Genomic DNA, 25,729 nt, shown 5'->3' on the forward strand with positions numbered 1-25,729 from the left:
CTCGGGTTCCGCGGCGGGATTCCGAAGGCTTTCGTAGGATCAGGAGATCCGTACGTTCCCGCGCTGATCTTCAAAGGCGCGGCGGGCGCTGCGGGCCTCGACGAGGGCTTTGAGCCGCAGAGTCCACTGGTTGAGGGTCACGGGCGTCTCTGTCCCGGTCAGTGCGCGAAGCGAGATCTGCGCGCCCTCCGCGGGGGCTGCAAAGACCGAATGACTGTCGACCGGGCGGCCCCAGTACTGCCCCAGAACCGCGCTTAGCCCCATGCGGAAAGCCGCAGGCTCAAGCCCCAGCTTGAGCAGCTCATCCGCCTCGGCGGCGTGATGGTAGGCCTGCCCCAAAGCATGCAGAACGCTGTCTTCGTCCATCATCGGGAACAGGCCGCGCCCGATGATCCCGATCAGCACTTCGCCCACCAGTGCACCGGCGGCTTGGGAGATATTGGTGAAATTGTCGCTTTTGCGAATAACGACGAGCGAGCCATAAGGCACATCGGCGTCGAGTTCTTCGGCAAGGATATCGCCAAGGCAAATGCCCGGGATCGGTTCGATGCAATCTGGCATTGCCACCGGATGACCGGCCCAATCCTGCATCTCGAAGACCGAAGCTTGAACCGGAATCAGCGCCCGGATCAGCATGTTGAAATGACGGCCATCGGCCGAAGAATCCATGTGGCAGGCACCCTTCCAGATGCCACCTATAAGTGAGTTTACCTGCATTTCCGCCTCGTTCAGGACGTTCTGTCCATGGTTTATCCGGGCGGTTTTTAAAGGTTTTTTAGGTGCCCGGTGCTCGATTATTGCATAAGGTCTAGATCGCAAGACCTTGACCGTCAACAATTTTACAGGTTCGCGCCATTTTTTTGGGAAGCAGCGGCAGGGATGTCGCATATTTGGCGCGGTCGTAAATCCGCACAACCGGGCCGATAGAACCTTGAAAACAAGGGCTACTCGGCCTGATAAACCAAGCGAATCGAGATGCGCCGATTTTCAGCGGCCAAGGGGTCAATCGTGTTGATCGGTTGCGTGTCGGCCACACCCGACACCCGCATAAAGCGCGCGCCTGCGATGCCTGCGGCCATCAGCGTGCGGCGCGTGGCATTGGCGCGGTCTGCCGATAGCTCCCAATTCGTGTAGCCATTGTTCGCGCCAAAGGCGGCGGCATCGGTATGGCCCACAATCTCGACCGGCTGGTTCTGTTCGGCGATCACATCGCCGATGGCCAGCAGCAGCTCACGGGTTTTCGGCGTCACCTCGGCACTGCCCCGGGCAAAGAGCGACCGCTCATCTTGATCCAAGACCTGAACCGTCAGCGCCCCGTTCGATTTCTCCAGCCGGACATTGCGCGCCAGATCGTTCAACGCGCCGTCCGAGGTGATCCGCTCGGCGATGTCCTCGGCCATGCGGTCGATCTCGGATTGGCGGCGCTCAGATTCCTCGATCGCGGCCAGCGTGGCGGGGTCGGCGGGCGCCGCAGGCTCGGGCGCTTCGGCATATTCCACGACCACTTCCGCCGGTTTGTCGCGCAGGCGGCTGTCGAAGACCATCATCGGATTGTCGCGGCCAAAGGTCGGCTTTTGTACATTGCCAGTGTTGTCGACCGCGCCGGTCATCACCCCTGCGGCCATCAGCGGACGCAGGTCCGCCGCCGCATCCGAGGAAGAACCCCCGTCCGACACCGTGGGGGTAAAGTAATTGGCCAGCCCGCGCAGCTTTTCCTCGTCCGAGGCGGCGAGGATCCACAGCAGCAGGAAAAACGCCATCATCGCGGTCATGAAGTCCGCATAGGCCACCTTCCAACCGCCGCCGTGGTGGGCGTGCCCGCCCTCCGCATCGTAGCGCTTGATGATGATCATCGCGTTCTTCTTGTCAGCCATCACGCGGCCTCCCGATTACGCAAGATCGGGCACGGGGGCCAGATCAGGAAAGCTCTGCGTTGTTGTCCGATTTGTCGCGGCTGTATTTGCCCAGCCCCGCGCGTTTGGCGTATTCGGCCTTGCGCTTGGAATAGCTCGGCGCGACCAGCGGCGTATCGGCAGGCAGATTGAACATCACCCGGTATTCCGCTTCGGTCAGCCCGTGTTCGGCCCCGAGGTGACGTTTCAGCATCTTGAAGCCCTTGCCGCAGCAGAGGCAAAAGATCGTGTCTTCGGTCATCGGCTGCTCGCCCGGTGCGGCACTCATCCCCTGCGCCTTGGGCGCGACGGGGGCCACGGCGGCGGCGGGGATATTGGCCAATGCGGCGGCGGGAGCCTCGGCGGGGGTCGCGCGCAGACGCTCGACCAAGGTCAGGATATCGTCGATGGTCACGTCGCTGCGGCTGGCGAACCCCGAAACGATGGTCGCAATCGCGGTATCGCTCAGATTCTGCTTGGGGGGTACATTAGGCATGAAGCAACTTCCTTGTTAAGTTAATCTTGCCTTCTGCAAGGTTCGCGAAGCATTCCAAGAGCGCTTCGCAAGGGACGTAGCAAAGATAAATAATTCTTTGCCGTTTATTCTTATCACGATTCGAATTGTATTTGGAACCCGCGCAAGCATTGGCAAGCACTTTTTCGCCATGTCGTGCGCAATGCATCACGGCTCCATCTGCGCGACGGTTTTGAAGATCGCGCTTTTCGGGGCCGGATCGGGGGCCACGTCATTGCCGGTGGTCTGCGCGATGATCGTGCTGAACAGACCGGTCACCCCCAGCCCTGCCACCGCGATCAGCGGCACATGCAGCGACTTCCAAAGGCTCTTGCGCGGCGCGGGCGGCTGCGGTGCCAATGCGGCGGGGTCGAGCAACTCAGGCTCGGGCGCCGGGGGCACCTCGATCGGCGCGCCGAACTCGACAAAGATGCCGCGCGGCATGACCGCGACCTTCACTTCGCGCCGCGCGCAGCTGTCGCTGAACCCTGCGGGGAAGAGTTCGGCCGGGATGTCGATCACCATGTCATCCTTGGGCCGCCACTCTGCCGCCAGCGTGTCGCGGGGGATATAGACCGAGGCAAAATCATCCCGAAAGGCGATGTCACGCACCAAGGTCGGCACCATCGGCAGCGGCTGTTCCGGGTTGGAGGCGATTCGCATTCGTCCCCCGGCGAGCCACATCTCAAGACGGACATAGAAACACTCCCCCGGCTGAACCTCAGCAGAAGGCATATAGCCTTCGGGCGGGCCCGAGCGCAGCTTGCGGCGCTTGCGGTTGCCGATGGGGAAGATTTTGTTGGTGCTGACGCGCTGGAACTGATCCAGTTCGGGCCGCTGGCGCATGAGCTCGTCGAAATCCAGCCCCTCTTCGCGGGCGAAATTGTAGTTGATCAGGTAATCCGCCGCCGTTTCCTCAAGCGTCTTACTCTCCTGAATGGCCTTCAACAGTGCATTTTCCTCGGAAAACAACAGCCTACGACAGGGGTGACCCTCAACCTCGGGGCTGACGGCAAAGCTGCCCACGGGCCGGTCGAGGATATCCGCCACCCGGTCGAACACCGCATGTTCTTCGTCATTGTGAAAGACCACGAACTCGCAAAGACCGGCGGCATCCATGCACAACAGCAGCCGCATCTCTTCGGGCCAGCCCGGCACGAGCACCGAAAGCTCGGCGGGATCGACGAAATAAGCGAAGGCATCGGGCTCTTGCTGAGCGTCGACATCATCCCGCAACTCTTCTTTGACCGAAAAACCACTATTCATCATAGAAACCCAAGTTCTTTCCTAGATAATACTTGTATAGACCCATTCACTCAAGGATAAAGTAAGAATAGTTTCTTTTTGGAGGCGTGTGCAGCAATGACACTCTTGCTTGGTCTTGTAATGGTCTTCGGTCTGGTCTTTGGCGGCTTCATGCTGTCGGGGGGCAATATGGACATCGTCCTGCACGCCCTTCCCTACGAAGGCATGATGATCGGCGGCGCCTCTCTGGGGGCTTTCGTGATCGCCAACTCCTTCTCGGTGGTGAAGTCATCGCTGGGCGGGGTTCTGCGGGTGATCAAGGGGCCGCGCTGGAAGGCGGCGGATTACAACGACCTGCTTGCGCTGATGTTCGAACTTGCGCGCCTTTACAAAAACAAGGGCATCGTCGCCATGGACGAGCATATCGAAAACCCCGAGGCCAGCCCGATCTTTCAACGCTACCCCAAGCTGATGAAAGACCACTTTCTGACCGACCTCATCGCCGACAGTTTCCGCATGATGTCGATGCAATTCGATGACCGCTTCCAGATGGAAGACGTGCTGAACCGCAAGATCAAGAAGCACCACCATGAGGCGCTGGTCTCGGCTCGCGCGATCCAAAGCATGGCCGACGGGCTGCCCGCCATCGGCATCGTCGCGGCGGTTCTGGGGGTGATCAAAACCATGTCGTCGATCGACAAGCCGCCAGAGATCCTTGGCGCGATGATCGGCGGCGCCTTGGTGGGCACTTTCCTTGGGGTTTTCCTTGCCTATTGCATGGTGCAGCCCATTGCAGGCCGGTTGGAGCAGATCGAAGAGGAAGACGGCGCGATGTATACGGTGATCCGTGATGTCATCGTGGCCATCGTCGCAGGCCACCCGCCCAGCATCTGTGTCGAACTGGGCCGCGGCAACATTCCCACGACGAAACAGCCGAACTTCTCTGCCGTGGAGGCCTCGCAGCGCGAACTGCCTGCGGTATGATGCGCGCCCTGCCCCTGATCGCGCTGATCGCGCTTCTTGCCGGGCCGGGGCATGCGGCGGGTGCGGCCAAGGAAAAGGACGCGGAGGGGGTCGACAAGACCGCCGAAGCAGAGGCCCGGCTGCCCAATTCCATGCGCCGCCACGGTGTCATCGGCCATGTCCCCCCGATGGCGGGCCTGCCGCTGCTCGACGCCGAGGTGCTGGAACGGATGCGTGAGCGGCTCATCGTTCTGTCACAGGGCGCAAAGCAGTGAAGCCAAAGCGGGGCGACGGGCTGGCCGTACTCTCGCGGCTGAAACGCTTTGAGATGGAGAATGTCGCGCTGGAGATGGCCGAGGTGAATCGTGCGCTGACCCAGATCGAGAACGAACGCCACAGCCTGATGGAACAGCTCAACGACAGGGGCGATCCAGACGCGGTGGAATCGACGCGCGTGGTTTCGGCCTTTATCCGCAATGTCTCGGAAACCATCCACCGCAAGGAGGCCGAGGCCGAGCGCCTGCGCGCCGACAGCGCGGGCATCCACGACAGGCTGAACGGGCTTTTCGCCGAAGCCAAGCGCATCGACCTGATCCGCAACCGCCGCGCCGAGGCCCGCCGGCAAGCCCTGCAAGAGGCCGAGACCGCCGCCCAGGCCGAAGGCTTTCTGTCGATCTGGCTCGACGATCAGCGCTAGCGACCCTATCCAATTACGGGAACTATTTCCGAAAATTCCCTTAAATAGCGAATACCGGACAAGAAAAAACCGCAATTCGATTGCATCTCAGTCCCATTGAAAATGCCGCCCTGGGGAGGGGGCGCCGGGGCCTGCGCGTTTGCATTTCGGCTTCGGTATAGTTTGAGAGGATTTACGATGAAGCGAAGAGGATTTTTCACCGCCGCCGCGATCGGTGCCGCGTCTTTGAGCGTCAGCCCGCTCTGCGCGCAATCGGCAGAGGTGACCCTTGCCGAGGTGCGCGCCCTGTTTCAAAGCCGCGATCTTGGCGCGCGCCGGATGGTGCAGGACAGCCTGAAACACGAGGGCTATTACAAGGGGGCCATCGACGGCGCATGGGGGCCGGGGACCGAAGCCGCCTTTCGCGCGCTCATGGCCTCTGACCGCTACCAGCGCCACGCCCCCACATGGACATTCGCCCATGAGGTTCAGGTCAGCGAAACGATGTTTTTCCTGACCTCCGACGCCTATATGTGACTGTGCCCGGGGCCCTTTTCGGGCCTCGGCCTTACCCTGCTTGCGCGACCGCCAGTTCGGCCATGCGCAGCGCCGCGTCGCGATTTGCCGCCACGGCAATGAACCGCGCGTTGTGGCAGAATTTGGCCCCCGGCACGCCGCTCGCGGCCTCCAATTCTGCATCCGTTAGCCCGGCCCAAGCCTCGGGCAGATCGGCGCGGGCTTCGAAACTGTCGCCGCTTTTGCGGATCGTGGTCAGGGCCCAATCCTCTCCGCGCGGATGCACGACGAAGAGCAGGTGATCGGCCCCGGCCTTTTCCACCGCCGACCGGAAGGCATGCCCGTGGGCAGCTCCAAGACGCGCCCGCTGCCTGCCGCCTCGATCGCCTGCATCACCATCGCCTCGGCCCGCCGTTTGGCGGCCTTGCCCTGGATCGCTGCCTCCACAAAGGCCCGCGCGACCGGCAGGGCGGCCATGAAAGCACGGTCGTCGGCATCCTCCCCACGCTCATCGAAGACGGGCTTCAGCGTCTCCAAGAGCACCGGCAGGGTCATGCCCGCCAGCGGCCCCGCGACCGAGGGTTCAAGCGCACCATTGTCGATCAGGTCGACCGGCAACACGAAGCCTTGGTCGAAACTGTGATGAATATCTTCCAAATCCGCCTCGGGTACGTTGAAGCTGCGCAGATAGTCGCGCCCATAGTGCCGCCAGATCAGCCCGAAAGAGCTATAGGGCTGGCCGTCCTCGCGCAGCGGTCCGGGGCGCTGGTGGTGGTCAAAGATCAGCGCTTCGGCGTCATAGTCGCGGCCCACATCATAGATGACCCGCCCCGCGCCGGGGGTGATCCACGCGGCATCGCGGCTGCGCATCAGCACAGCCTCCGGGTAGAGCCGGGTCAGGATGACGGAGGACAAAAGCTCATCCGCGTGAAAGCCGCCCGAATGGGTGACAAGATGGGTGATGGTCATGGGGCTGGCTCCGCTCGGGCTGGGGAAATCGGTCAGTGGTGGCTCGCGCCCCCATACTGTGCGGCGCGGTCCGAGTGCAAGCCGCCCGCCCTAGCGCGACAGCGCCACCAGCGTCGCCGAGACGGGGTCGAGGATGAAGGCCCCCACCTGCGCCCGGGCCTGCGCGAGCCCATCGCGCCGTTCCGGCATCAGCTGCACGAGAGAGGCAAAGCGGTTGTGATGGGTGCCGTCCACCGCGCCGATGGCCGAGATATCAATCAGCAAGACGCCGTAACGTTTGGCCAGCGCCTGTACCGCCGGGGAGCTGGCATTGCTGCGCCCGATCCGAGGCCGCGCCCCGGCAAGCCCCGCCGAGATGCGCAGCGCCCGGTCATCCGGTGCCACAAGGATGGCCATGGGCGGATCAAGCGGCCCGATCACCTCGACCTGCTTGCGAAAGACATCCACGTCGATGTCGGGCGCCGCAAGGACCACATCGCTCAGCCGCGCGATCACCTCATCCTGCCCCGACAGGCGCAACTGCCGCAGCGTCTCCACCACCAGCCAGCCGCCCATGCTGTGGCCGAAAAGCGTGATCTCGCCCACGTCGGGATCGGCGGCGAGGGTGCCGAGCATGGCGGCCAGTTCATCGCGCGAATAGGCCGCCGCGTCCTTATCCGCGACATAGCCCACCACCGTCCCGGCAGAGGGCCAAGCGAAGAGGATCGGCTGTTCGGGCAAATGCCCATCCGCCGTCACCTGCGCCAAACGAAAGAGGGATTCCGGGAAGGTCTGGTTGTAGCCATGTACGAAGACCATGACATCCTGTCGCGCCCGGCCCGAGCGGCGGATATCGAGCCCCGGCAGCGGATCGCGCGCCGTCACCGCAAAGCTGCGGCGCGGGTCTGGCTTCTCATTGGGCCATTCGATCTTGCTGGCCTCATGGTCTGGCGGGATGGCGATGGTGAACCGCTCGTAATTCAGCACCCGCGCGCGGGCGTCGGTATAGGTGCCTGTCTGCGGATCGCGCCCGCGGGTCGAGGCCACGGTAATCGTCAAACTCTGCGCGGCTTCGGCCTTGGGCACCACGGTCAAAGTCTCTGCGCCCGGGCGCGGGGTGCAGGCAGACAGCAAGACCACCGAAACGGCGCAGAGCGTCCGTAGCCCCCGGCCCCCAATCTCATGTCGTTGCATATCGCCCCCCGGCCCTTCCTTCGGCGCAGTTCTAGCGCAATCGGCCCATAAAGTCATAGACCAATGGCCCGCCGCGACTGCGACGAAACAGCCCCGCTTTCAGCCTACGGCAGCCCCACCTCTCTGCCCGCCTCTGCCGCCAGCAGCTTGCGGCCCGTGTCGAGCACGCCGTCGACGATGTCATTGGCAATCGCCGCGCTCAGCGCTGCGCCATCGCGGGCAGTGAGGGCGGCCAGCACCTCTTTATGGCGGTCGATCTGATAGTATTCCGCCACCTCGGTGATGACCTGCCGCTGGAACGGGCCGAGTTGCAGCCAGATGCTTTCGATCATCGGCAAGGACGCCTGCGCGGGGTTCACTGAATAGAGCATCCGGTGGAAGGCTTGGTTCAGCAGCGTCAGTTGATCCGCGTTCCGCTCGGCCACGAAACGGTCCATGCTGCTGTCGATCTCGGTCAGCCGGTCGATCACGATGTCCGAGATATAGGGCAAGGCACGCAGGGCGGCGTGGGTCTCGACCGCGATGCGCAGGGCGACCAGCTCCTCGAAGCGGTCGGGGGTCATCAGCGGCACGGTCAGGCGGCGGTTGTCCTTGATCTGGATGGCATGTTCCGAACTCAGCCGCCGCACCGCCTCGCGTACCGGGGTCGGGCTGTGGCCGAGCCGCTCCGCAATTCCGCGCATGGTCAGCGAGGTGCCGGGCGTGATCGCGCCCAGCATGATCGCATTGCGCAGCCGCTCATAGACATATTCCTGCGTCGTCCCGCCCGGGATTTCGGGGATTTCGGGAATATTGAGCGCGTCGTTATCGGTCTCGGTCATCTGGCCGCCTTTGGTCTTTCGCCGCTGACCATACGCGCGAGGGCGATTGACAGACAAGCGGATAGTGATATGACATTCCAATAAATGGTATCACATTTTTGCCTTCGATATCGAAAGGAACCCCATGTCCGAGAGCAAAGCCGAAGCGTGGCTGGCGCAACATCCCGAGATCGAATCGATCTTTGCCTGTGTTTGTGACCTCAACGGCACCATGCGCGGCAAACGGGTGCCCGCCGATCAGGTCTCCAAGGTCGTCGAAGGCGGGCTCCGCCTGCCGCTGTCCATCGTCGGCATGGATATCTGGGGCGAGGATGTCGAAAACAGCGAATTGGTGTTCGAGACCGGGGATTCCGACGGGCTGTGCGACTTTACCGGGCGGCCCTTGATGCCCATCACATGGACCACGCGCCCCACGGCGCTGGCGATGCTGTGGATGCGTCAGGAAAACGGCAAGCCCTTCCCCGGCGATCCGCGTCGCGCGCTGGCCGAGGTTGCGGCGCGGTTCAAGGCGCGCGGGTTGACCCCCGTGGTTGCCACGGAATTGGAATTCTACCTCTTCGACCCGACCGAGGATCACCCGCAGGCCCCCTGCTCTCCGGTGACGGGCAAACGGCTGGATTCCGACGGCGCGCTGTCGCTGGACGAGTTGCAGCATTTCGACGAGTTCCTGAACGAGGTTTATGACGCCTGCGAATTGCAAGGCATCCCGGCGGATGCGGCCATTTCGGAAAACGGGGCGGGGCAGTTCGAAATCAACATGCGCCATGTGGACGATCCGCTGCGCGCCGCCGATGACGCGGTGCTGTTCAAACGTCTGGTGCGCGGCATCGCCCGCAAACACGGCTTCGCCGCCACCTTCATGGCCAAACCCTATGGTGATCTGGCGGGCAGCGGCTTTCACGTTCACTTCTCCTTGGTGGATGAAAACGGCGTCAACGTCTTCGACAACGGCGGGGAGGAAGGCACCCCCCTGATGCTCAACGCCGTCGCCGGTCTGTTGGCCACGATGCAGCAGAACACGCTGACCTTCGCGCCGCATGAAAACTCCTACCGCCGCCTGCTGCCGGGGGCACATGCGCCGACCAATGTCGCTTGGGGCTATGAAAACCGCACCGCAGCGATCCGCATCCCGGGCGGCGATCATAAGGCCCGCCGTATCGAGCATCGCGTCGCCGGGGCCGACGCCAACCCCTATCTGGTGCTGACCAGCATCTTGGGCGGCGCGCTGTTGGGGATCGAGCAGGACATGCAGCCCGTCGCCCCGATCACCGGCGACGCCTATACGATGAAGCTCGACAACCTGCCGCTCGACTGGGCCACGGCCATCGACGCCTTTCGCAAGGGGCCGGATGTGCCCGGCCTCTTCTCTGCCCGGTTGCAGACCATGATGGTCGAATGCAAGACGCAGGAGTTGCGCAAATTCGCGCGGCAAGTGACCCATTTCGAATATGACACCTATCTGGAGATCGTCTGATGTCGCGCCATCCCTACGCCGGAGACGGCAGCCATACGTCAAGCTACTACGCCGCCTCGGCCAACCCTGCCCCCGTGCGCCCCGAATTGCAGGGCGATCACGAGATCGACGTCTGTATCGTCGGCGCGGGCTATAGCGGTCTGTCGACCGGCCTGCATCTGGCCGAAAAGGGCTATAAGGTCGCCATCATCGAAGGCGCGCGCGTGGGCTGGGGAGCTTCGGGGCGCAATGGCGGGCAGATCGTCAACGGGCTGAACGCGAGCCTGCAAACGATCAAGCGCCGCTATGGGCAGGACACCGCGACCTTCGTCGCCGGCCTCGTGCAAGAGGGCGGCGAGATCATCCGCGAGCGGGTTCGCACCTATGACATCCAATGCGACCTCAAGGACAAGAACATCTTCACTGGCCTCACCACGGCACATATGCGCGAATTGGAGGAGCGGCAGAAGCTCTGGCAAAGCTACGGCATCGACAATCAAGAGATGCTGGACAAGGAACAGTTGCGCGCCCACGTCAATTCCGACCTCTATGAAGGCGGGCTGATCGACCATTCGGGCGGCCATATGCATCCGTTGAACCTCGCCCTCGGCGAAGCGGCGGCCTTTGAGAAGAACGGCGGCACGATCTATGAAATGTCCCCAGTCACGGATGTCGATCACGAGGCCGCCCGCCCCGTGGTCCGCACGGCCAAGGGGACGATGACCTGCAAGACACTGGTGCTTTGCGGCAATGCCTACCTCGGCCATGTGGTGCCCACGCTGACCCCGCGCGTGATGCCCGTTTCGACCCAAGTGATGGCGACAGAACCGCTGAGCGAGGCGCAGGCCCATGCGCTGCTGCCCACCGATGCCTGCGTCGAAGACATCCGCTATATCCTCGACTACTACCGCCTGTCGGGTGACAAACGGATGCTCTTTGGCGGCGGCACCGTTTACGGCGGCGCGGACCCGCGCGACATCAAGGCCAAGCTCAAACGCAACATGGACAAGGTCTTCCCCCAGTTGAAAGACGTGAAAATCGACTATGCCTGGAGCGGGAATTTCGCGCTGTCCTTCAGCCGCGTGCCGCAGATGGGCCGGATCGGCGACAACACCTATTTCGCCCATGGCTACAGCGGCCACGGCGTGACCGGATCGCATACCTTCGGGCGCATCCTGTCCGAGGCGATCGACGGCGACCTCACCCGCTTTGACGTCTTCGCCAATGTGCCATGGTTCCCCTTCCCCGGCGGGCGCATGTTCCGCGTGCCCTATTCGGTCGTGGGATCGTGGTGGTACGGGCTGCGCGACCGTTTGGGTGTCTGAAACCTTTTGACAGGGCCAAGGGTTTCTTCACAGTGGCGGGCACGGCGCACGCCATGAGTGGAAGGACCCCCATGCCCGATCAAAAGCCCGCCTCCGTGATCGTCTTCGATGTGAACGAAACCCTGCTCGACATCACCACGTTGGAGCCGCTCTTCGCACGCCTCTTCGGCGACGCCTCAATGCTGCGCGAATGGTTCGCCGAGTTGATCCTCTATTCCCAAACCATGACCCTTTCAGACCGCTACGCGCCCTTCGGCGCGCTGGCGGGGGGCGTCTTGCGGATGGTCGGCGCGAACAAGGGCTTGGCGGTGACGGATGAGGACGTGGCCGAGTTGAAATCCCGCATCGGTTCCATGCCCGCCCATGCGGATGTCGCCCCTGCCCTGCGCAGGCTGCAAGAGGCGGGGTTTCGGCTGGTAACGCTGACCAATTCGCCCCCCTCTCCCGCGCCAACGCCGCTGGAGAAAGCCGAGATCGCCGACTTCTTCGAGCGGAGCTTCAGCGTTGATGAGGTGGCAAAGTTCAAACCCCATCCTGCAACTTACCAGATGGTGGCCGAGGCGCTTGATCTGCAAACCGATGATCTCTGCATGGTGGCCTGCCATCTGTGGGACACCATCGGCGCGCAGGCGGCAGGCTGTCAGGGGGCCTTCCTGACCCGGCCCAACAACACCCTGATCGAGGTGCAAGAGATGCCGCAGCCGCACTACCTCTCGGACGATCTAGCGGATTTGGCCAAACAGATCATCGCCGGCAACGGGCGCTGATCCTCAGCCGCCCATGCGCCGCGCCAGCCGGGTTTCAAGCTGCACCATGGCGTCATAGATCAGCACCGCAAATAGCCCGACCGCCAGCCCGCCCTGCACCACGAAGGCGGTGTTATTGGTCAAAAGCCCCGCGATAATCACCTCACCCAAGGTCCGTGCCGCCACGGTCGAGCCGATGGTCGCCGTGCCAAGCGCGATGACCACCGACAGCCGGATGCCCGTCAACGTCACCGGCAGGGCCAGCGGCAGTTCCACCCGCCAGAGCCTTTGCCAACGGCTCAGCCCGATGCCGCGCGCGGCCTCCATCGTGGCCGGCGGCAGGTTGGTGAGGCCGGTGACCGCATTCTCGAAGATCGGCAGCAGGCCATAGAGAAACAGCGCCACCAACGTCGGCCCGGCCCCAAAGCCCAAGGCCGGGACGGCCAGCGCCAGCACTGCCACGGGAGGGAAGGTCTGGCCCATATTGGTGATGGTGCGCGACAGCGGTCGGAAGGCCGCGCCCGCCGGGCGGGTCACAAGGACCGCCAGCGTCACCGCAACCACTGTCGCCGCAGCCGAGGCCATGGCCACCAGCGCCAGATGGCTCAGCGACAGCGACAAGAGCGTCGCTCGGGTGTAGATCACCGGGCCATTCGCCGGGGCCAAGGGGGCCAGCAGCGGCGTGAACCACTCCGGCCGCAGGACCAGCGCCAGTAGCACGGCCACCAGAAGCGGCCGCAGGATCCAGCCGATCCTCATGCGTGCTGCCCGGCCCGGGCGCGGATTGCATCGAGGGTCACCCGGCCCATCGGCACCCCGTCTTTCGCCACCGGCACTGCTGCGCGCCCTGTCCACAGGCAGGCCGAAAGCGCCTCGCGCAGGCTGGCAGCGGCGGGCAGCGCTTCACCTTCGGCGCTGCCCTCTTCCACCAGTTCGGCGACAGGGATCAATGAGAGAAGCCGCAGGGGCCGCTCCACATCACCGACCATATCCGCGACAAAATCCGTTGCGGGTGCGGCGATGATCTCGGCCGGCGTGCCGTGCTGCACCAGATGCCCGCCGTCCATGACCGCCACCCGGTCGCCCAGCCGGATCGCCTCTTCCATGTCGTGTGTCACCAGCATGATGGTCGACCCCAGCCGCTGCTGGATGTGCCGCAGGTCTTCCTGCGCGCGGGTGCGAATGATCGGGTCCAACGCGCCAAAGGGTTCGTCCATCAGCAACAGATCGGGCCTTGAGGCCAAGGCCCGCGCCACGCCGACCCGCTGCTGCTGCCCGCCCGAAAGCTCCGCCGGATAACGGTCGCGGAATTGCGCGGGGTCCATCGAGAAAAGCGAGAGCAGCTCATCCACCCGCGCCGCGATCTTCTCGCGCGGCCAGCCCAGCAATTGCGGCACCGCGCCGATGTTGCGCCCCACCCTATGATGCGGGAACAGCCCATGGCCCTGAATGGCATAGCCGATGCGCCGCCGCAGGATATGCGGCTTGACCGACAGGGTGGAGAAGCCATTGATCCGCACCTCGCCCGAGGTCGGTTCCTCCAGCCGGTTGATCATCCGCAAGAGCGTGGTTTTGCCTGAACCGGAGGTGCCGACGATCACCGTGATCGTGCCTGTCTCAACCGTCATCGACACGGAATCCACCGCGCGGATGTCGCCATAGGTCTTGGTGATGCGGTCGATCTCGATCATGCGCTGTCCTTTGGGGTCTTGCGGGTCAATTCGACCAATATGTCCATCACGATGGCCGCCGTCAGGGCCAGCACCACCGTCGGCAAGGCGCCCAGCAGGATCAGGTCGGTCGCGGTTTGGTTCAGCCCTTGGAAAACGAACGTCCCAAACCCGCCGCCGCCGATCAGCCCGGCGATGACCGCGAGCCCGATGTTCTGCACCAAGACGATGCGCAGCCCGGTGAGGATGATCGGCAGGCCAAGCGGCAGTTCCACCCGCAGCAGCCGCTGCAGCGGCGTCATCCCCATGCCCCGCGCGGCCTCCAGCGCCGCCGGCGGGGCCGAGGCCAGCCCTGCCACGGTATTGCCGACCACGGGCAGCAGCGAATAGAGCACCAGCGCCAGAAAGGCGGGCGCAAAGCCGATGCCCGCGATGCCAAGCGCCCGGGCGCCCGGCAGATTGGCCCCCACCCAGCTGAGGATCGGGATCATCAGCCCGAACATGGCGAGCGAGGGGATGGTTTGCAAAAAGCTCAGCACCGGCAAGGTGGCCCCGCGCAGCCCGGCAAGCCGGTGGCAGAGCACGCCAAGCGGGAAACCGATCACCGCCGCCGCGGCGAGAGAGCCAAAGGCCAACCCCAGATGGCGCAGGAATTCCCGGCCAAAGGCATCGGCGCGGCTGGCGTATTCCTGCATCACCGAAAGCTCTGACAGCGCCCCCGACCACAGGATCGCGCCAAGCACTGCAAGCACGCCCGCCAGCACGGCCCCGCGCATCAGCGGCCCCGGTGCCATCGCGGCAAGCGCATCTGCCATCAGCAACATGAAGACGACCAGCAGGCACCAAAAGCCCACCGAGGGCGAGACACGGGCATAGTCACCCGCCTCGGCCAGCAGACCGGTGGCACCTTGGGTCAGCAACCACAATAGCCCGCCCAAACCCAAAGCCGCACCGCCGATCCGCAGGCCATCGCGGCCCGCAGGAAGGCCCATCAACAGCCCCGCCCCGATCGCCGCAAGCCCCGGCAGCACCACCGGCAGACTGGCCACGCCCCATGCCATCACCCCTTCGCCCGCCACGATCCGGTTTGCGGCGAGGGTCATGAAAGGCACGCAAAGCGCCGCCGCGCCCAATAGGGCGAACAAAAGCCCCGGCGCGGAAATTCCCGCACCGGGGCCCGTTATTGTGCGGGTGTCGGAAATCAGTCCAGCACCCCGGTCTCGGTCAGGTAGGAGCGCGCCACGGCTTCCGCCGGCTCCCCGCCGACCTGAATCCGACCGTTCAGCTTTTGCAACGTCGCCATGTCGAGCCCGGAGAAGATCGGGTTCAGCACTTCGGCGATCTGGGGGTATTCCTCCAACACCTCGGCGCGGACGATGGGGGCGGGTTCATAGACCGGCTGCACGCCCTTGTCGTCTTCCATCACCACCAGACCCGTGGCCCCCACGCCGCCATCGGTGCCGTAAACCATCGCCGCGTTCACGCCCGATGTGCCACGCGCCGCCGCCTGAATGGTCGCCGCCGTGTCGCCGCCCGAGAGGATCACGGTCTGGTCTTGGGTCAGCTCAAAGCCATAGGTCTCTTGCATCGCGGGCAAAACGGCGGGGGAAGACACGAACTCGGTCGAGGCGGCGAGCTTCACCTCACCACCCTCGGCCACCCATGCGCCAAAATCGGACATGGTGGTCAGGTCATTTTCCTCGGCCACCGGGCCGGTCACGGCGATGGCCCAAGTGTTGTTGGCCGGTGCGGAATCAAGCCATGTGACGTTGTTCTCGCCCCCGTCCAATTCTTTGGCGCGGGCGTGGGCCTTGGCCGCGTCTTTCCAAACGTCGCTTTCCGCTTCGTTAAAGAAGAAGGCGGCGTTGCCTGTGTATTCGGGGTAGATGTCGATCTGGTCCGACAGGATCGCTTCGCGCACAACTTGCGTGCCGCCCAGTTGCAGACGGCGTTCAACGGGCAGACCCGCATCTTCGAGCGCCAGCGCGATGACGTTGCCCAACAGGCCGCCTTCGGTGTCGATTTTCGACGAAACGGTGATCTCTGCCGAGGCGGCAGAGGCCAGAGTGGCGGCAAGGCCAGCGGCGGCGGCAGTGGAAAGAATGCGGGGACCCATGGGCGAGAACTCCTTGAAACAATGGCCTGACACGGCGACATGCCGTTTGAAGACGGTAAGGTAGCTGGCAATTCCGCGAAACCAAGGCGGGATTGCAGGGCGGCGCGGAATTTTTAACGCCCGGGTACGACAAAGGGCGCGCCCGGAGTGATCGGACGCGCCCATCGTCTCGCCGTCACACACCGATCAGGCGGCGCGGGCGGCCTCTGCCTCACGCGCGGCGCTGCGTTTGAAGAAGAGGAAATAGAGCACCGGTGCCGCGATCAACGTCAGGACCGAAGCAAAGGCCAGCCCGCCCATGATCGTCGCCGCCATGGACTGGAAGAAGGCATCCGACAACAGCGGCAGCATCCCCAGAATGGTCGTCGCGGCGGCAAGGAAGACCGGGCGCAAACGCGAGGTCGAGGCGGTGACGATGGCTTCTTTCAAGTCCAGCGTCGGATCGGCGGCACGGGTGAGGTCGATCTCTTCGACCAGCACGATGCCGTTCTTGATCAACATCCCCGAGAGCGACAAGAGCCCCAGAAGCGCGGTGAAGGTGAAGGGCAGCCCCGCCCCCAAAAGCGCCAGACTGACCCCGTTCACCGCCATTGGCACCAAGAGCCAGATGATGATCGGCTGTTTCAGCGCGTTGAACAGCAGGACCGAGATCAGCACCATGATGATGAGGCTGAGGGGCAATTGCTTGCCCAAGGCGGCCTGCGCCTCGCCCGCGCTTTCCAACTCGCCGCCCCATTCCATGGCATAGCCTTCGGGGATTTCCATTGCCTCAATGGTTTCCTGCACCTCGGCCTGCACCTGCGCCGCCGTGACGCCGCGCGGGATATCCGCACCCACGGTGATCACATCGGCCCGGTCGCGACGGTAGAGCAGCGTGTCCTGCGGCTCGAACCGGAAACCGTCGATCACCTGCTCCATCGGGACCAGCGCATTGGTGTTTTGCGCATAGATCACATGATCCGTCAGCGCCAGATCGGCATCCTGCGGGGCGCGGATCACGATTGGGATCTGACGATCCCGCTCGCGGAACGTCCCGCCGCTGGTGCCTTCGGTGGCGAATTTGAGGGTCTCGGTGATTTCGGTCCGCGAGATGCCAGCGTCCTGCGCGCGTTCTTCGGCATAGATCGGACGCAGCACCAATTCACGCTCGCGCCAGTCCTGACGCGGGCTGATGATATTGTCCGACACCGCCTGCATCCGGTCCATCGCCTCATCCGCGAGATCGCGCAGCACATTGGGATCGCGGCCCGAGAAGCGCACCTCGATCGGGGCACCGCCGCCGGGGCCAAAGGCCAGACGCTTGGCCCGGAACTCCCCTTGCGGAACCGCATCGGCGGCGAAGGCCTCAAGCGCGTTCATCTCGTCTTGGATCACCTCAAGCGAAGACACCCTTACGATCAGATGCCCATAGCTGGGGTTGGGGTCTTCGGCCTGATAAGTCAGCATGAAACGCGCCGCGCCCTGTCCCGCGTAGGAGGTCACGTCTTCGACATTGTCCCGCGCCACAAGCCAGTCTTCGAGCACGGCCAGATCGTTGGAGGTCTGATGGATCGACGAGCCCTGCGGCAGCTTGTAATGCACAAAGTAGAGCGGCGTGTTGCTGTCGGGGAAGAACTGCTGCTTGATCTGACCAAAGAGGCCATAGCAAACGACCGTGCCCGCGATGAGGCCCACGACCACCAGCCAACGCAGCTTGAGCGAGGCGCGCAGCACGGCGGCATAACCCTTGAAGATCGCACCGTCATAGCCACCCGCGCCGCCCTCGGCTCCGCGTTTGAAAAAGTAGTGGCCCAAAAGCGGCGTGGCCGTGATGGCCAACACCCAAGAGAGCAGCAGCGAAATCGCGATCACGGCAAAGAGCGAGAAGAGGAATTCGCCCGTGGCATCGGGGCTTAGCCCGATCCCGGCAAAGGCCATGATGCCGATCACGGTCGCCCCCAAAAGCGGGATCTGCGTTTTGCTCGCCGCCTCGGTCGCCGCTTCGCGCGAGCTTTTGCCCTGCTGCATGGAGATCTGCATCCCCTCGGCCACGACGATGGCGTTATCGACCAGCATCCCCATCGCGATGATCAGCGCCCCGAGTGAGATCCGCTCCATCTCAATCGCGCCGAGCGCCATGAAAAAGAGCGTCCCCACCACCGTCAGCAACAGGGTCGAGCCCACGACCACCGCCGCGCGCCAGCCCATGAAGACGGCCAGCACGGCAACCACGATGGCCACGGACATGGCAAGGTTCACCAGAAAGGCGTTCGATGCCTCTTCGACCACCGTGTGCTGGCGGTAGATGGATTCGATCGAGATGCCCAAGGGCAGCGTTTCGCGCAGCTGCGCAAGCTTGTCATCCACCCGCTTGCCGATATCGACGATATTCTCGGTCGCGATCCCGGCCACCCCGAGGGTAAAAGCCCTCTGCCCGTTGTGGCGGATCACCAGGTCGGGGTTCGCCTCGCGGGTGCGGTAGATGTTGGTCACATCGGCAAGGTTGATCACCTGACCGCCAACCCCCACCGACAAGGCGGCAATCTCGGACACGCTGTCAGAGCCTTCGGGCCGCTGGATCAGGGTGCGCCCGTCAGCGTCCTGAATGGCGCCGCCGTCGACGATCTCATTCGCGCTCGATACCGCGCCGACGATGGCCGAGGGCGGAATGCCGAGCGTGGTGCTCAGCGCAAGCTGCGGTTCGACATAGATCACCTCGTTCGGCACGCCCGAAAGCGCCACATCCGACACGCCATCGACCAGCAGCAATTCCCGACGCAGATAGCTGGAGAGTTCGTTGACCTCGGCATCGGAATAGCCCTCAGCCGTCACGGCGTAGTAAAGCCCGTAAACATCGCCGAAACCGTCGTTCACATAGGGCTGCGTGGCCCCACTCGGCAGCGCCGCCTCATTCACGCGGTTGCGCAGTTTGGTCCAGATTTCCGGCAGTTCCGACCCATCAAAGGTGTCCTGCATATTGACCGTGATCCACGACAGACCGGGCTGGTTCATGGATTCGATGTCCTTGATCTCGGACATCTTCTGAATTTGCGATTCCAGCGGTTCGGTGACCTCAAGCGCGACCTCTTCGGCAGAGGCACCGGGGTATTGGGTCACCACCACCGCCGTTTTGATGGTAAAGGCCGGGTCTTCGAGACGGCCAAGGGTCGCGAAGCCCCAGATGCCGCCCAAAAGACAGGTCAGCATGATGATCCAAGTATAGATCGGGCGGTTGATCGACAGACGTGCGATATCCATGCGCTCAGTCTCCGAAACCGACGAAGCGGCGCACGGCGGCACCGTCTTCAAGCTGGCTTGCGCCACTCACAACGATCTCTTGCCCATCGGAAAGCCCGGCTTCGACTTTGACATCGCCGCGCGCAGTGGGGGTGATCTCGACCGCGGTGCGGGTCACGATGCCTTCGCGCGCCCCTGTAGGGTCGAAGACCATGACATAGGTGCCGCGGTCATTGCCGACCACAATGGCGGTGTCTGGCACGATGATGCTCGACCCGCCGATGTTCAGCGTGGCGCGCACCTCGACCGAGGCGCCGGGCAGCGGCACGAAATCCTCGGGCAATTCTGCCCCAAGGGTGATGCTATAGGTCTGGCCCACATCTGCCGTCTCGGCGTTGTATTCGCGGATTTGCATCGGGTAGGTGTTTGCATTGGCCGGGAACTTGGCCATGAAGCGCACGCTGGGGTCGCGCCCTGCGCGCAGAAACAGGGTTTCGGGCACGTCGATCTCGACCCGCAACTCGGACATATCATGCAGGCGCACCACCGGCGTGCCCGCGCTGACGGTCGAGTAATTGGGCACCAGCCGCGAGGCGACAATCGCATCGAAGGGCGCATGCAGGGTCGCGTTCTCAAGGTCACGCTCGGCGTTGCGCACGGCGATATCGTTGACCGTCACGGCGGTTTCGGCGTCTTGCAGATTGACCTCGGCCACCGAAGACCCGGCGAGCTTTTGATAACGCTCCATCGTCCGGCGCGCCTGTGCGTCATTGGCCTGCGCCTGTTCTAGCGCCAGTTGGAACGGCTCCAGATCCATCCGGGCGACGACCGTGTCTTTACTGACCGTGGCCCCCTCTTCGACCGGAAATTCCTCGATCTGACCGCCGACCTGAAAGGCAAGATCCACGGTTTCACGTGCAACCACCTTGCCAAAGAAAACGCGCTCGACCTCGGCGTCGCTGACCTTGACCGTTTGCAGCTTTACCACCGGCATTTCGGCTGCAGTTACCATCGGCGCGGCGATGCCGGCGGCCAAGGCCAGCGCAAATCCCAACACCCGCCCCGCGCCGGTCCCGCGCGTCGTCTCAACAAGCCATTTGGCCATGGTCAGTCTTCCTTATGAATAGCATCCGGCACGGGCCCAAGGGCGGCGGTCAGACTAAGTTGTTTAAGGGTGCGCAGCTGCTCGAGAAAATGGTCACGGTCCAGCGCATGCATGCCAGCGGCCTTGGCCGAACGTTGGATGAAATCGGCCAGCGCCTCGACACTCAGACCGTTGCGGGTGATCGAGGCTTCATAGGGCATCAGCACCTGAGCGATCACGCCGCGAAACCGCCCGGCGGAACATTGCAGCGCCTCTTGGCTGACGGCATTGGCCCCGGCAATGAAATCCTGCGCATTGGGCATCGCCTGCATCGTGTCATAGCCGCGCACCACCATCCGATCAAAGATCAGATCGAGTTGCGCCGCCAGATCGGGCGTATGGGGCATCTCTTCGGCAATCTCTTCCAGCGCCAATTCGGTGTAGCGCCCAATCAGCCCGCGCAGGATGTCGTCCTTGTTGCGAAACCGATTGTAGAGGGTCTGGCGCGAAACACCCGCCTCTTCGCAGAGATCGCCCATGCTGGTGCGCTTGACCCCGTAGCGGGAAAAGACATGCAGCGCAGCGTCAAGCACGGTCTTTTCGAGTTCGGTCATGCGGGCTCCTCAACATGGGTCAAGGCGCAATTGGACATTTGAGCCAAATATGTCAACCTGTAAATCAACGCCCTTGCAGCGCACGCAGACCACAATCGCGTTTCGCGCATGGAACGGGCTCTAGGGCGCAGAAATCAGGCTACCGAGATAGAGCGTGAGCGGCAGGGTGAAAAAGCTGAGTAGCGTCTGCGTAGTGATGATCGCGGCCATCAAGGGCGCATCGCCGCGCATCTCCCGCGCCAGCGTATAGCTGGCCACCCCCGTCGGCAGGGCGGCGAAGATCAGCGCGATTTGCAGCGTCAGCGGCGCCGGGTTCAGCACCAGCGCAGCCAGCAGCACCGCCAGCGGGTTCACCAGATGTTTGCCGATGATCGACAGGCCAATGACCGAGACCGAGCCCGACAACCCGCGCAGCCGCAGGTTGGCGCCGACGCAAAGCAGCATGATCGGCAGCGCCGCATCCCCCAAAATACGCGCGCTTTCGTGCAGGACGGGCACATGGTGCAGCCCCGCCACATTGAAGAGCACGCCCGCGAGAATGCCGAGGATCAGCGGGTTCTTGACCAAGCCTTTGAGGATGGATTTGCCGCCGCCGCCCAACTGCCGGGTCATCAGCGTCACCACCGTCACATTCACCACCGGGACCAGCAAGGCCGAACCGAGCACGGCAATCTGTAGCCCCGCCGTGCCAAAGACGGCCTCGGCAATCGCGAGGCCGATGAATGTGTTGAACCGCGCACTGCCCTGCATCAGCGAACTGCCCTGCGGCGCGGCATAGGCCCGACCGAACAGCCAGCCGCAAAAGATCGCCGCAAAGAAACCGGCGTAGAGCAGCAGCGCATAGTCGCCCAAACCGCCGCTCAGGTCCGCCGCCGAGATTTTGGCAAAGAAGAGCGCGGGCATCAGCACCCAATAGACCAGCCGGTCATTCAGGTTCCAGAACTTGGTCGAAGGGATACCGCCCCGGCGCAGGCCATAGCCCATGAGGATCAGCGCAAAGACCGGCGCGATGGCCAGAAAGATAGTGAACATATTAACCGCCCGGAAGGATCGCGCGGACCCTAGGCGCGGCTTGGCCCAGATGCAACAGGGAGCCTTGCCTCAAACGGGCGACCCCGGCCCCAAAGGGCCGGGGCATGGATCAATCACGGATCAGTCGCTGCCATGTACCGCGATCTGCGCGTCGGCGGCGGGGCGGAACTTCCACTGTACGGCAAAGATCACCGCCGCCACTGCGATGCCGATGAGGTCGGTCATCAGACCGCCCGCGATCATGCACAGCGCTGCAAGGATCAGGCCCAGCCGGATAAACCAAGCCGCCCCGCTGCCCGCGAACCAGCCCTGCATGCCAGAAGACAGCAGGTAGACCCCGAAGACCGCCGTGACACCGGCGCGGATCACCTCGAACCACGTGCCGTCCATCAGGATCGCGCCGTTGTAGAAGAACATGAAGGGCACGATGAAGGCCGAGATGCCGATCTTGAAGGACGCCACCGAAGTCTCCATCGGGTTGGCGCCCGAAATCCCCGCCGCTGCGTAACTGGCCAGCGCCACCGGGGGCGTGATGGCCGATACGACGGCGAAGTAGAAGACAAAGAAATGTGCCGTCAGCAGCGGGATGCCCAGTTGCACCAGACCGGGGGCGACGACCGAAGCCGCCACCGCATAGGCCGCCGTGGTGGGCATGCCCATGCCGAGCAGAATGGCGATACACATGGCAAAGAACAGGGCAAGGAACTGGCTCGCCTCTGCCAGACCCAGCAGCACGGAAGAGAAACGCGCGCCGACACCGGTCAGGCTGATGACCCCTACGATGATGCCCGCACAGGCGCAGACCGCGATGATCTGGATCGACATGATCCCGGCCAAGTCAAAGGCTTTGACGATGCTGCGCGGCCCCATGCGGAAGGGCGTGAACCACGACACCACCGCCGCTGCCGCCGTCGCCAGCGTGCCCGCGCGGATGATCGAATAACCCATGAAGAGCGCATAGATCAGGATGATGATTGGGATGAACAGAAACACCCGGCGCAGCATGTCCTTGAGCTTGGGCAGTTCCTCGGACCGCATCCCGCGCATGCCCAGCTTGGCCGCTTCGAAATCCACCATGAAGTAGATCGACACGAAGTAAAGCACCGCCGGGATGATCGCCGCCACGGCGATATCGGTGTAGGGGATGCCCGTGATCTCGGCCATGATGAAGGCGCCGGCCCCCATGATCGGCGGCATGATCTGCCCCCCGGTCGAGGCGGCGGCTTCGACCGCGCCTGCGGTCCGGGCCGGGTATCCCACCTTTTTCATCAGCGGAATGGTCAGCGAGCCTGTCGCCACCACATTGCCCGCCGAGGTGCCGTTGATCATCCCCATGAGACCCGAGGCAAAGATCGCGACCTTGGCCGGCCCCCCACGCGCGCGGCCCGCCGCGGCAAAGGCGAAGTTGACGAAATAGTCCCCCACCTTCGACGCCTGAAGGAAGGCCGCGAAGATGATGAAGAGGATGATATAGGTCGACGACACCGCCGTGGTCGGCCCCAGAATGCCCGCATCGGTGTAGACCTGGCTAAAGAAGCGGGTCCACTGGATGTTGGGCGCGTTCAGGAAGCCCGGCAGCATGTCCCCGACGAAGACATAAACCAGGAAGACACCCGAGATCACGATGAGCGCAAGCCCCGCCACGCGGCGCGTCAGCTCCATGATCAGCGCGGTGCCCGCAACTGCGGCGATGGAGATGCCAATGGGCGCAAAGGGCGTGCCCGTCGAGTTGCGCATCAAGGTGCCGTACATGGCGATGAGGTAGATCGCCACGGCCACCCCGCAGATGGAGAGCAACAGGTCCGCAGGCGAAACCTGCCCCCGCGCGCGTCCGCGCAGCCAGCCCACGACGATGCCGATGGCCGTGGCTGCAACCAGTGGCAGGCCATAGTGATAGATTTCGAGGGTCTTGAACTCGGGGCTCATGCCGTTCCACTGGGTGCCGCCAGCGATCTGGCTGGCGATGCTCCACGCGGTCCAAATCGAATAGAGCGCCGGGATCATCGCGGCCCATGCCACCAAATCCAGCGGATGACGGCCCTGCCCCTCGCCCTCATCCACAAAGGCGCGGGCGGAATAAAGGGTAAAGCCAAGGATCAGCGCGCCCGCGATGTGTACGATGCGGAAATTCCACGTCTCCATCGGGAAGGTCGGCAGCAGCGGGATGCGGATGCCGGTCAGTTCGCCGATCGACATGCCGTTGAGGGCCGCCATATGAAAGAAGGCATAGATCGCCGACATGGCCGCAACGACCAGATAGGTGCGCCCGGTGAATATGCGGCGATTGCTTTCTACCGGTTCGTCATCAACCCCTTCGGCGACAATCGGGCCCTGCGGATCGGCGGCGCTATGCTGGTCTGTCATGGAGGCTTCCTTTCCCGTTATCTGCGCGGGATCTGTCCCGACAATCAGGCGGGATGATGGCAAGATGCCGCCCCGATTAGGGACGGCATGCAGTTTTGTCTAGGTGTTAGCTTAGTTGCCGTAGATCATATCGTCGGAAATATCGGCATCCGCGTTCTCTTTGAACCAAGCCGCCGCACCGGGGTGCCATTTCAGAACGGTGTTCTTCTCCCAGTTCTCAGGCAGGGTCGAAGCCGCCGCCTTGTGAATGCCCTTCATCCGCTCATTGTCGGACATGACGACATCCACAGCCGCTTTGACGAAGGATTCCGGCAGATCGCAGTTGGCAATCGCGAAGTTCCACATGGAGACCGAACGCGCGCCCTCTTCCAGCGTGGTGTAGGTGCTGGCGTCGATGGTGAACTCGGACACCGGGAACTCTTCGAGCAGTTTGGCCTGCTCTTCCTCGGTGAACTCGATGATGTTCACATCCGTCTGCACTTCAAGCTGGCTGACCGCGGGCACCGGCACACCGGCGGCAAAGGCGATCACGTCCAACAGACCGTCCTGCAGCTGGCCGCCCAGATCGGTCCAACCGCCGTTGCGGCGCTCATACTCGACGCCAAGCGTGTCCATCATGCGCGGGAAATAGGTGTCCGAGGTGGAGCCCGCCGGACCAAAGCCGATCTTGGCACCTGCCGGAATGTCGGCGACGGAGGCGATGCCCGAGGACGACAGCGCGGTCACGGAGAAGGGTGTCTGATACATCGGGAACATCGCGCAGGCTTGGGTCATTTCCAGACCGGGGGCGATGGGGTTGGTGCCAGCCAGCGATTCCGCCGCCGGCCCCATTGTGGTCATGCCAAAGGCCGCCTCGCCGGTGTGGACCAGCGCCATGTTCTGCATCGGGCCGCCGGTGACTTCGCCGCCGCCGGTCAGACCCAGTTCCTTGGCCACGAGGTTCGCCCAGCCCGAACCATAGGCGAAATAGGTGCCGCCTTGGCTGGCCGTGCCCACGGTGAAGCTGCTCGGCCAGTCGGATTTATCGACGTCCTGAGCGGCGGCAGCGCCTGCCAGAATGGTGCTTGCGGCGAGGATTGCGGTGAATTTCATGTCTCTCTCCCTTGGTTGCTCTTAACGGGCGTCGGCACAGGGTGCCGCGCGCCGCCGCTGTATTCAGCTTGTTCGGCCAATTAACTGTACTCCGGCAGGCAGAGGCAAGTCCGAATTTGCCGCAAAATGCGAGATGCGAAAGAAAGAGACCGCCTGCCGTTGGATCAGTGGCGTTTTCCCTCTCGGTCCCCGCCTGATAGCCAGAGATGCCTTATGGAGAGAATCACATGGCAAAAGGCTGCCCCGCG

At 63.4% G+C, this 25,729-nt stretch carries 23 protein-coding genes and 1 pseudogene; 7 read left to right on the forward strand and 17 right to left on the reverse strand.

Features of this window, described 5'->3' with window-relative positions; all coding sequences use genetic code 11:
• Nucleotides 1–39 precede the first annotated feature (39 nt).
• The 4 genes from ACGYLC_RS12105 to ACGYLC_RS12120 form a co-directional block, all read right to left on the reverse strand.
• On the reverse strand, nt 40–669 hold the full coding sequence (locus ACGYLC_RS12105) for a hypothetical protein (RefSeq protein ID WP_209217519.1): 630 nt from the start codon (nt 667–669) through the stop codon (nt 40–42).
• Between the two features lie 275 nt (nt 670–944).
• A complete protein-coding gene (locus tag ACGYLC_RS12110) occupies nt 945–1,874 on the reverse strand; it encodes a flagellar motor protein MotB (RefSeq protein WP_394399207.1) in 930 nt (309 codons plus the stop codon).
• 43 nt (nt 1,875–1,917) lie between these two features.
• The gene (locus tag ACGYLC_RS12115) at nt 1,918–2,388 is read right to left on the reverse strand and encodes a MucR family transcriptional regulator (protein ID WP_394399209.1); all 471 of its coding nucleotides are present in this window, start codon (nt 2,386–2,388) and stop codon (nt 1,918–1,920) included.
• A gap of 186 nt (nt 2,389–2,574) precedes the next feature.
• Nucleotides 2,575–3,675, reverse strand: a complete 1,101-nt coding sequence (locus ACGYLC_RS12120; RefSeq protein ID WP_394423128.1) for a hypothetical protein — start codon at nt 3,673–3,675, stop codon at nt 2,575–2,577.
• Between the two features lie 93 nt (nt 3,676–3,768).
• Between ACGYLC_RS12120 and motA the strand changes: the two genes are divergently transcribed.
• From motA to ACGYLC_RS12140, 4 genes are all read left to right on the forward strand, one after another.
• A complete protein-coding gene (gene motA, locus ACGYLC_RS12125) occupies nt 3,769–4,635 on the forward strand; it encodes a flagellar motor stator protein MotA (protein ID WP_394399212.1) in 867 nt (288 codons plus the stop codon).
• On the forward strand, nt 4,632–4,889 hold the full coding sequence (locus tag ACGYLC_RS12130; protein WP_394423129.1) for a hypothetical protein: 258 nt from the start codon (nt 4,632–4,634) through the stop codon (nt 4,887–4,889). Before motA ends, ACGYLC_RS12130 begins: the two co-directional genes overlap by 4 nt.
• Nucleotides 4,886–5,311: a hypothetical protein gene (locus tag ACGYLC_RS12135; RefSeq protein ID WP_209217524.1), complete on the forward strand. Its 426-nt coding sequence runs from the start codon at nt 4,886–4,888 to the stop codon at nt 5,309–5,311. Before ACGYLC_RS12130 ends, ACGYLC_RS12135 begins: the two co-directional genes overlap by 4 nt.
• Before the next feature lie 177 nt (nt 5,312–5,488).
• Nucleotides 5,489–5,827 (forward strand): peptidoglycan-binding protein, encoded by a 339-nt coding sequence (locus ACGYLC_RS12140; RefSeq protein ID WP_067262423.1) that lies wholly within the window; start codon nt 5,489–5,491, stop codon nt 5,825–5,827.
• Nucleotides 5,828–5,858: 31 nt separating this feature from the next.
• Here ACGYLC_RS12140 and ACGYLC_RS12145 read toward each other — a convergent pair.
• The 3 genes and pseudogenes from ACGYLC_RS12145 to ACGYLC_RS12155 all read right to left on the reverse strand — a co-directional run bounded on the left by ACGYLC_RS12145 (nt 5,859) and on the right by ACGYLC_RS12155 (nt 8,769).
• Nucleotides 5,859–6,775: pseudogene (locus tag ACGYLC_RS12145) on the reverse strand (MYG1 family protein).
• A 90-nt stretch (nt 6,776–6,865) separates the two neighbouring features.
• Nucleotides 6,866–7,948, reverse strand: coding sequence for an alpha/beta hydrolase (locus tag ACGYLC_RS12150; RefSeq protein WP_394423130.1), 1,083 nt, complete (start codon nt 7,946–7,948; stop codon nt 6,866–6,868).
• 104 nt (nt 7,949–8,052) lie between these two features.
• Nucleotides 8,053–8,769: a GntR family transcriptional regulator gene (locus ACGYLC_RS12155; RefSeq protein ID WP_394423131.1), complete on the reverse strand. Its 717-nt coding sequence runs from the start codon at nt 8,767–8,769 to the stop codon at nt 8,053–8,055.
• A gap of 124 nt (nt 8,770–8,893) precedes the next feature.
• On the opposite strand from ACGYLC_RS12155, the gene ACGYLC_RS12160 reads away from it, so the two are divergent.
• From ACGYLC_RS12160 to ACGYLC_RS12170, 3 genes are all read left to right on the forward strand, one after another.
• On the forward strand, nt 8,894–10,243 hold the full coding sequence (locus tag ACGYLC_RS12160) for a glutamine synthetase family protein (protein WP_394399222.1): 1,350 nt from the start codon (nt 8,894–8,896) through the stop codon (nt 10,241–10,243).
• Nucleotides 10,243–11,547, forward strand: coding sequence for an NAD(P)/FAD-dependent oxidoreductase (locus ACGYLC_RS12165; RefSeq protein WP_394423132.1), 1,305 nt, complete (start codon nt 10,243–10,245; stop codon nt 11,545–11,547). Before ACGYLC_RS12160 ends, ACGYLC_RS12165 begins: the two co-directional genes overlap by 1 nt.
• A 71-nt stretch (nt 11,548–11,618) precedes the next feature.
• Nucleotides 11,619–12,314, forward strand: coding sequence for a haloacid dehalogenase type II (locus tag ACGYLC_RS12170; RefSeq protein ID WP_394423133.1), 696 nt, complete (start codon nt 11,619–11,621; stop codon nt 12,312–12,314).
• Nucleotides 12,315–12,317: 3 nt separating this feature from the next.
• On the opposite strand, the gene ACGYLC_RS12175 is transcribed toward ACGYLC_RS12170, so the two are convergent.
• The 10 genes from ACGYLC_RS12175 to ACGYLC_RS12220 form a co-directional block, all read right to left on the reverse strand.
• A complete protein-coding gene (locus ACGYLC_RS12175; RefSeq protein WP_394423134.1) occupies nt 12,318–13,052 on the reverse strand; it encodes an ABC transporter permease in 735 nt (244 codons plus the stop codon).
• A complete protein-coding gene (locus tag ACGYLC_RS12180) occupies nt 13,049–13,984 on the reverse strand; it encodes an ABC transporter ATP-binding protein (protein WP_394423135.1) in 936 nt (311 codons plus the stop codon). The genes ACGYLC_RS12175 and ACGYLC_RS12180 overlap by 4 nt, the downstream gene beginning before the upstream one ends.
• Nucleotides 13,981–15,066 carry an ABC transporter permease gene (locus ACGYLC_RS12185; RefSeq protein ID WP_394423136.1) on the reverse strand — a complete coding sequence of 362 codons (1,086 nt, stop codon included), beginning with the start codon at nt 15,064–15,066 and terminating at the stop codon, nt 13,981–13,983. The genes ACGYLC_RS12180 and ACGYLC_RS12185 overlap by 4 nt, the downstream gene beginning before the upstream one ends.
• 98 nt (nt 15,067–15,164) lie before the next feature.
• Nucleotides 15,165–16,079 (reverse strand): ABC transporter substrate-binding protein, encoded by a 915-nt coding sequence (locus tag ACGYLC_RS12190; RefSeq protein ID WP_394411019.1) that lies wholly within the window; start codon nt 16,077–16,079, stop codon nt 15,165–15,167.
• 186 nt (nt 16,080–16,265) lie between these two features.
• Nucleotides 16,266–19,316 (reverse strand): efflux RND transporter permease subunit, encoded by a 3,051-nt coding sequence (locus ACGYLC_RS12195; protein WP_394423137.1) that lies wholly within the window; start codon nt 19,314–19,316, stop codon nt 16,266–16,268.
• Between the two features lie 4 nt (nt 19,317–19,320).
• On the reverse strand, nt 19,321–20,400 hold the full coding sequence (locus tag ACGYLC_RS12200) for an efflux RND transporter periplasmic adaptor subunit (protein WP_394423138.1): 1,080 nt from the start codon (nt 20,398–20,400) through the stop codon (nt 19,321–19,323).
• 2 nt (nt 20,401–20,402) lie between these two features.
• Nucleotides 20,403–20,993 carry a TetR/AcrR family transcriptional regulator gene (locus ACGYLC_RS12205; protein ID WP_394423139.1) on the reverse strand — a complete coding sequence of 197 codons (591 nt, stop codon included), beginning with the start codon at nt 20,991–20,993 and terminating at the stop codon, nt 20,403–20,405.
• A gap of 120 nt (nt 20,994–21,113) precedes the next feature.
• Nucleotides 21,114–22,025 (reverse strand): AEC family transporter, encoded by a 912-nt coding sequence (locus ACGYLC_RS12210; RefSeq protein WP_394399241.1) that lies wholly within the window; start codon nt 22,023–22,025, stop codon nt 21,114–21,116.
• A gap of 120 nt (nt 22,026–22,145) precedes the next feature.
• On the reverse strand, nt 22,146–24,389 hold the full coding sequence (locus tag ACGYLC_RS12215; RefSeq protein ID WP_394423140.1) for a TRAP transporter permease: 2,244 nt from the start codon (nt 24,387–24,389) through the stop codon (nt 22,146–22,148).
• Between the two features lie 111 nt (nt 24,390–24,500).
• Nucleotides 24,501–25,481, reverse strand: coding sequence for a TAXI family TRAP transporter solute-binding subunit (locus tag ACGYLC_RS12220; RefSeq protein ID WP_394399245.1), 981 nt, complete (start codon nt 25,479–25,481; stop codon nt 24,501–24,503).
• Between the last annotated feature and the right edge of the window lie 248 nt (nt 25,482–25,729).

The sequence above is a fragment of the Sulfitobacter sp. 1A12157 genome (genome assembly GCF_043557345.1).
In the GTDB taxonomy this organism is placed as follows: domain Bacteria; phylum Pseudomonadota; class Alphaproteobacteria; order Rhodobacterales; family Rhodobacteraceae; genus Sulfitobacter.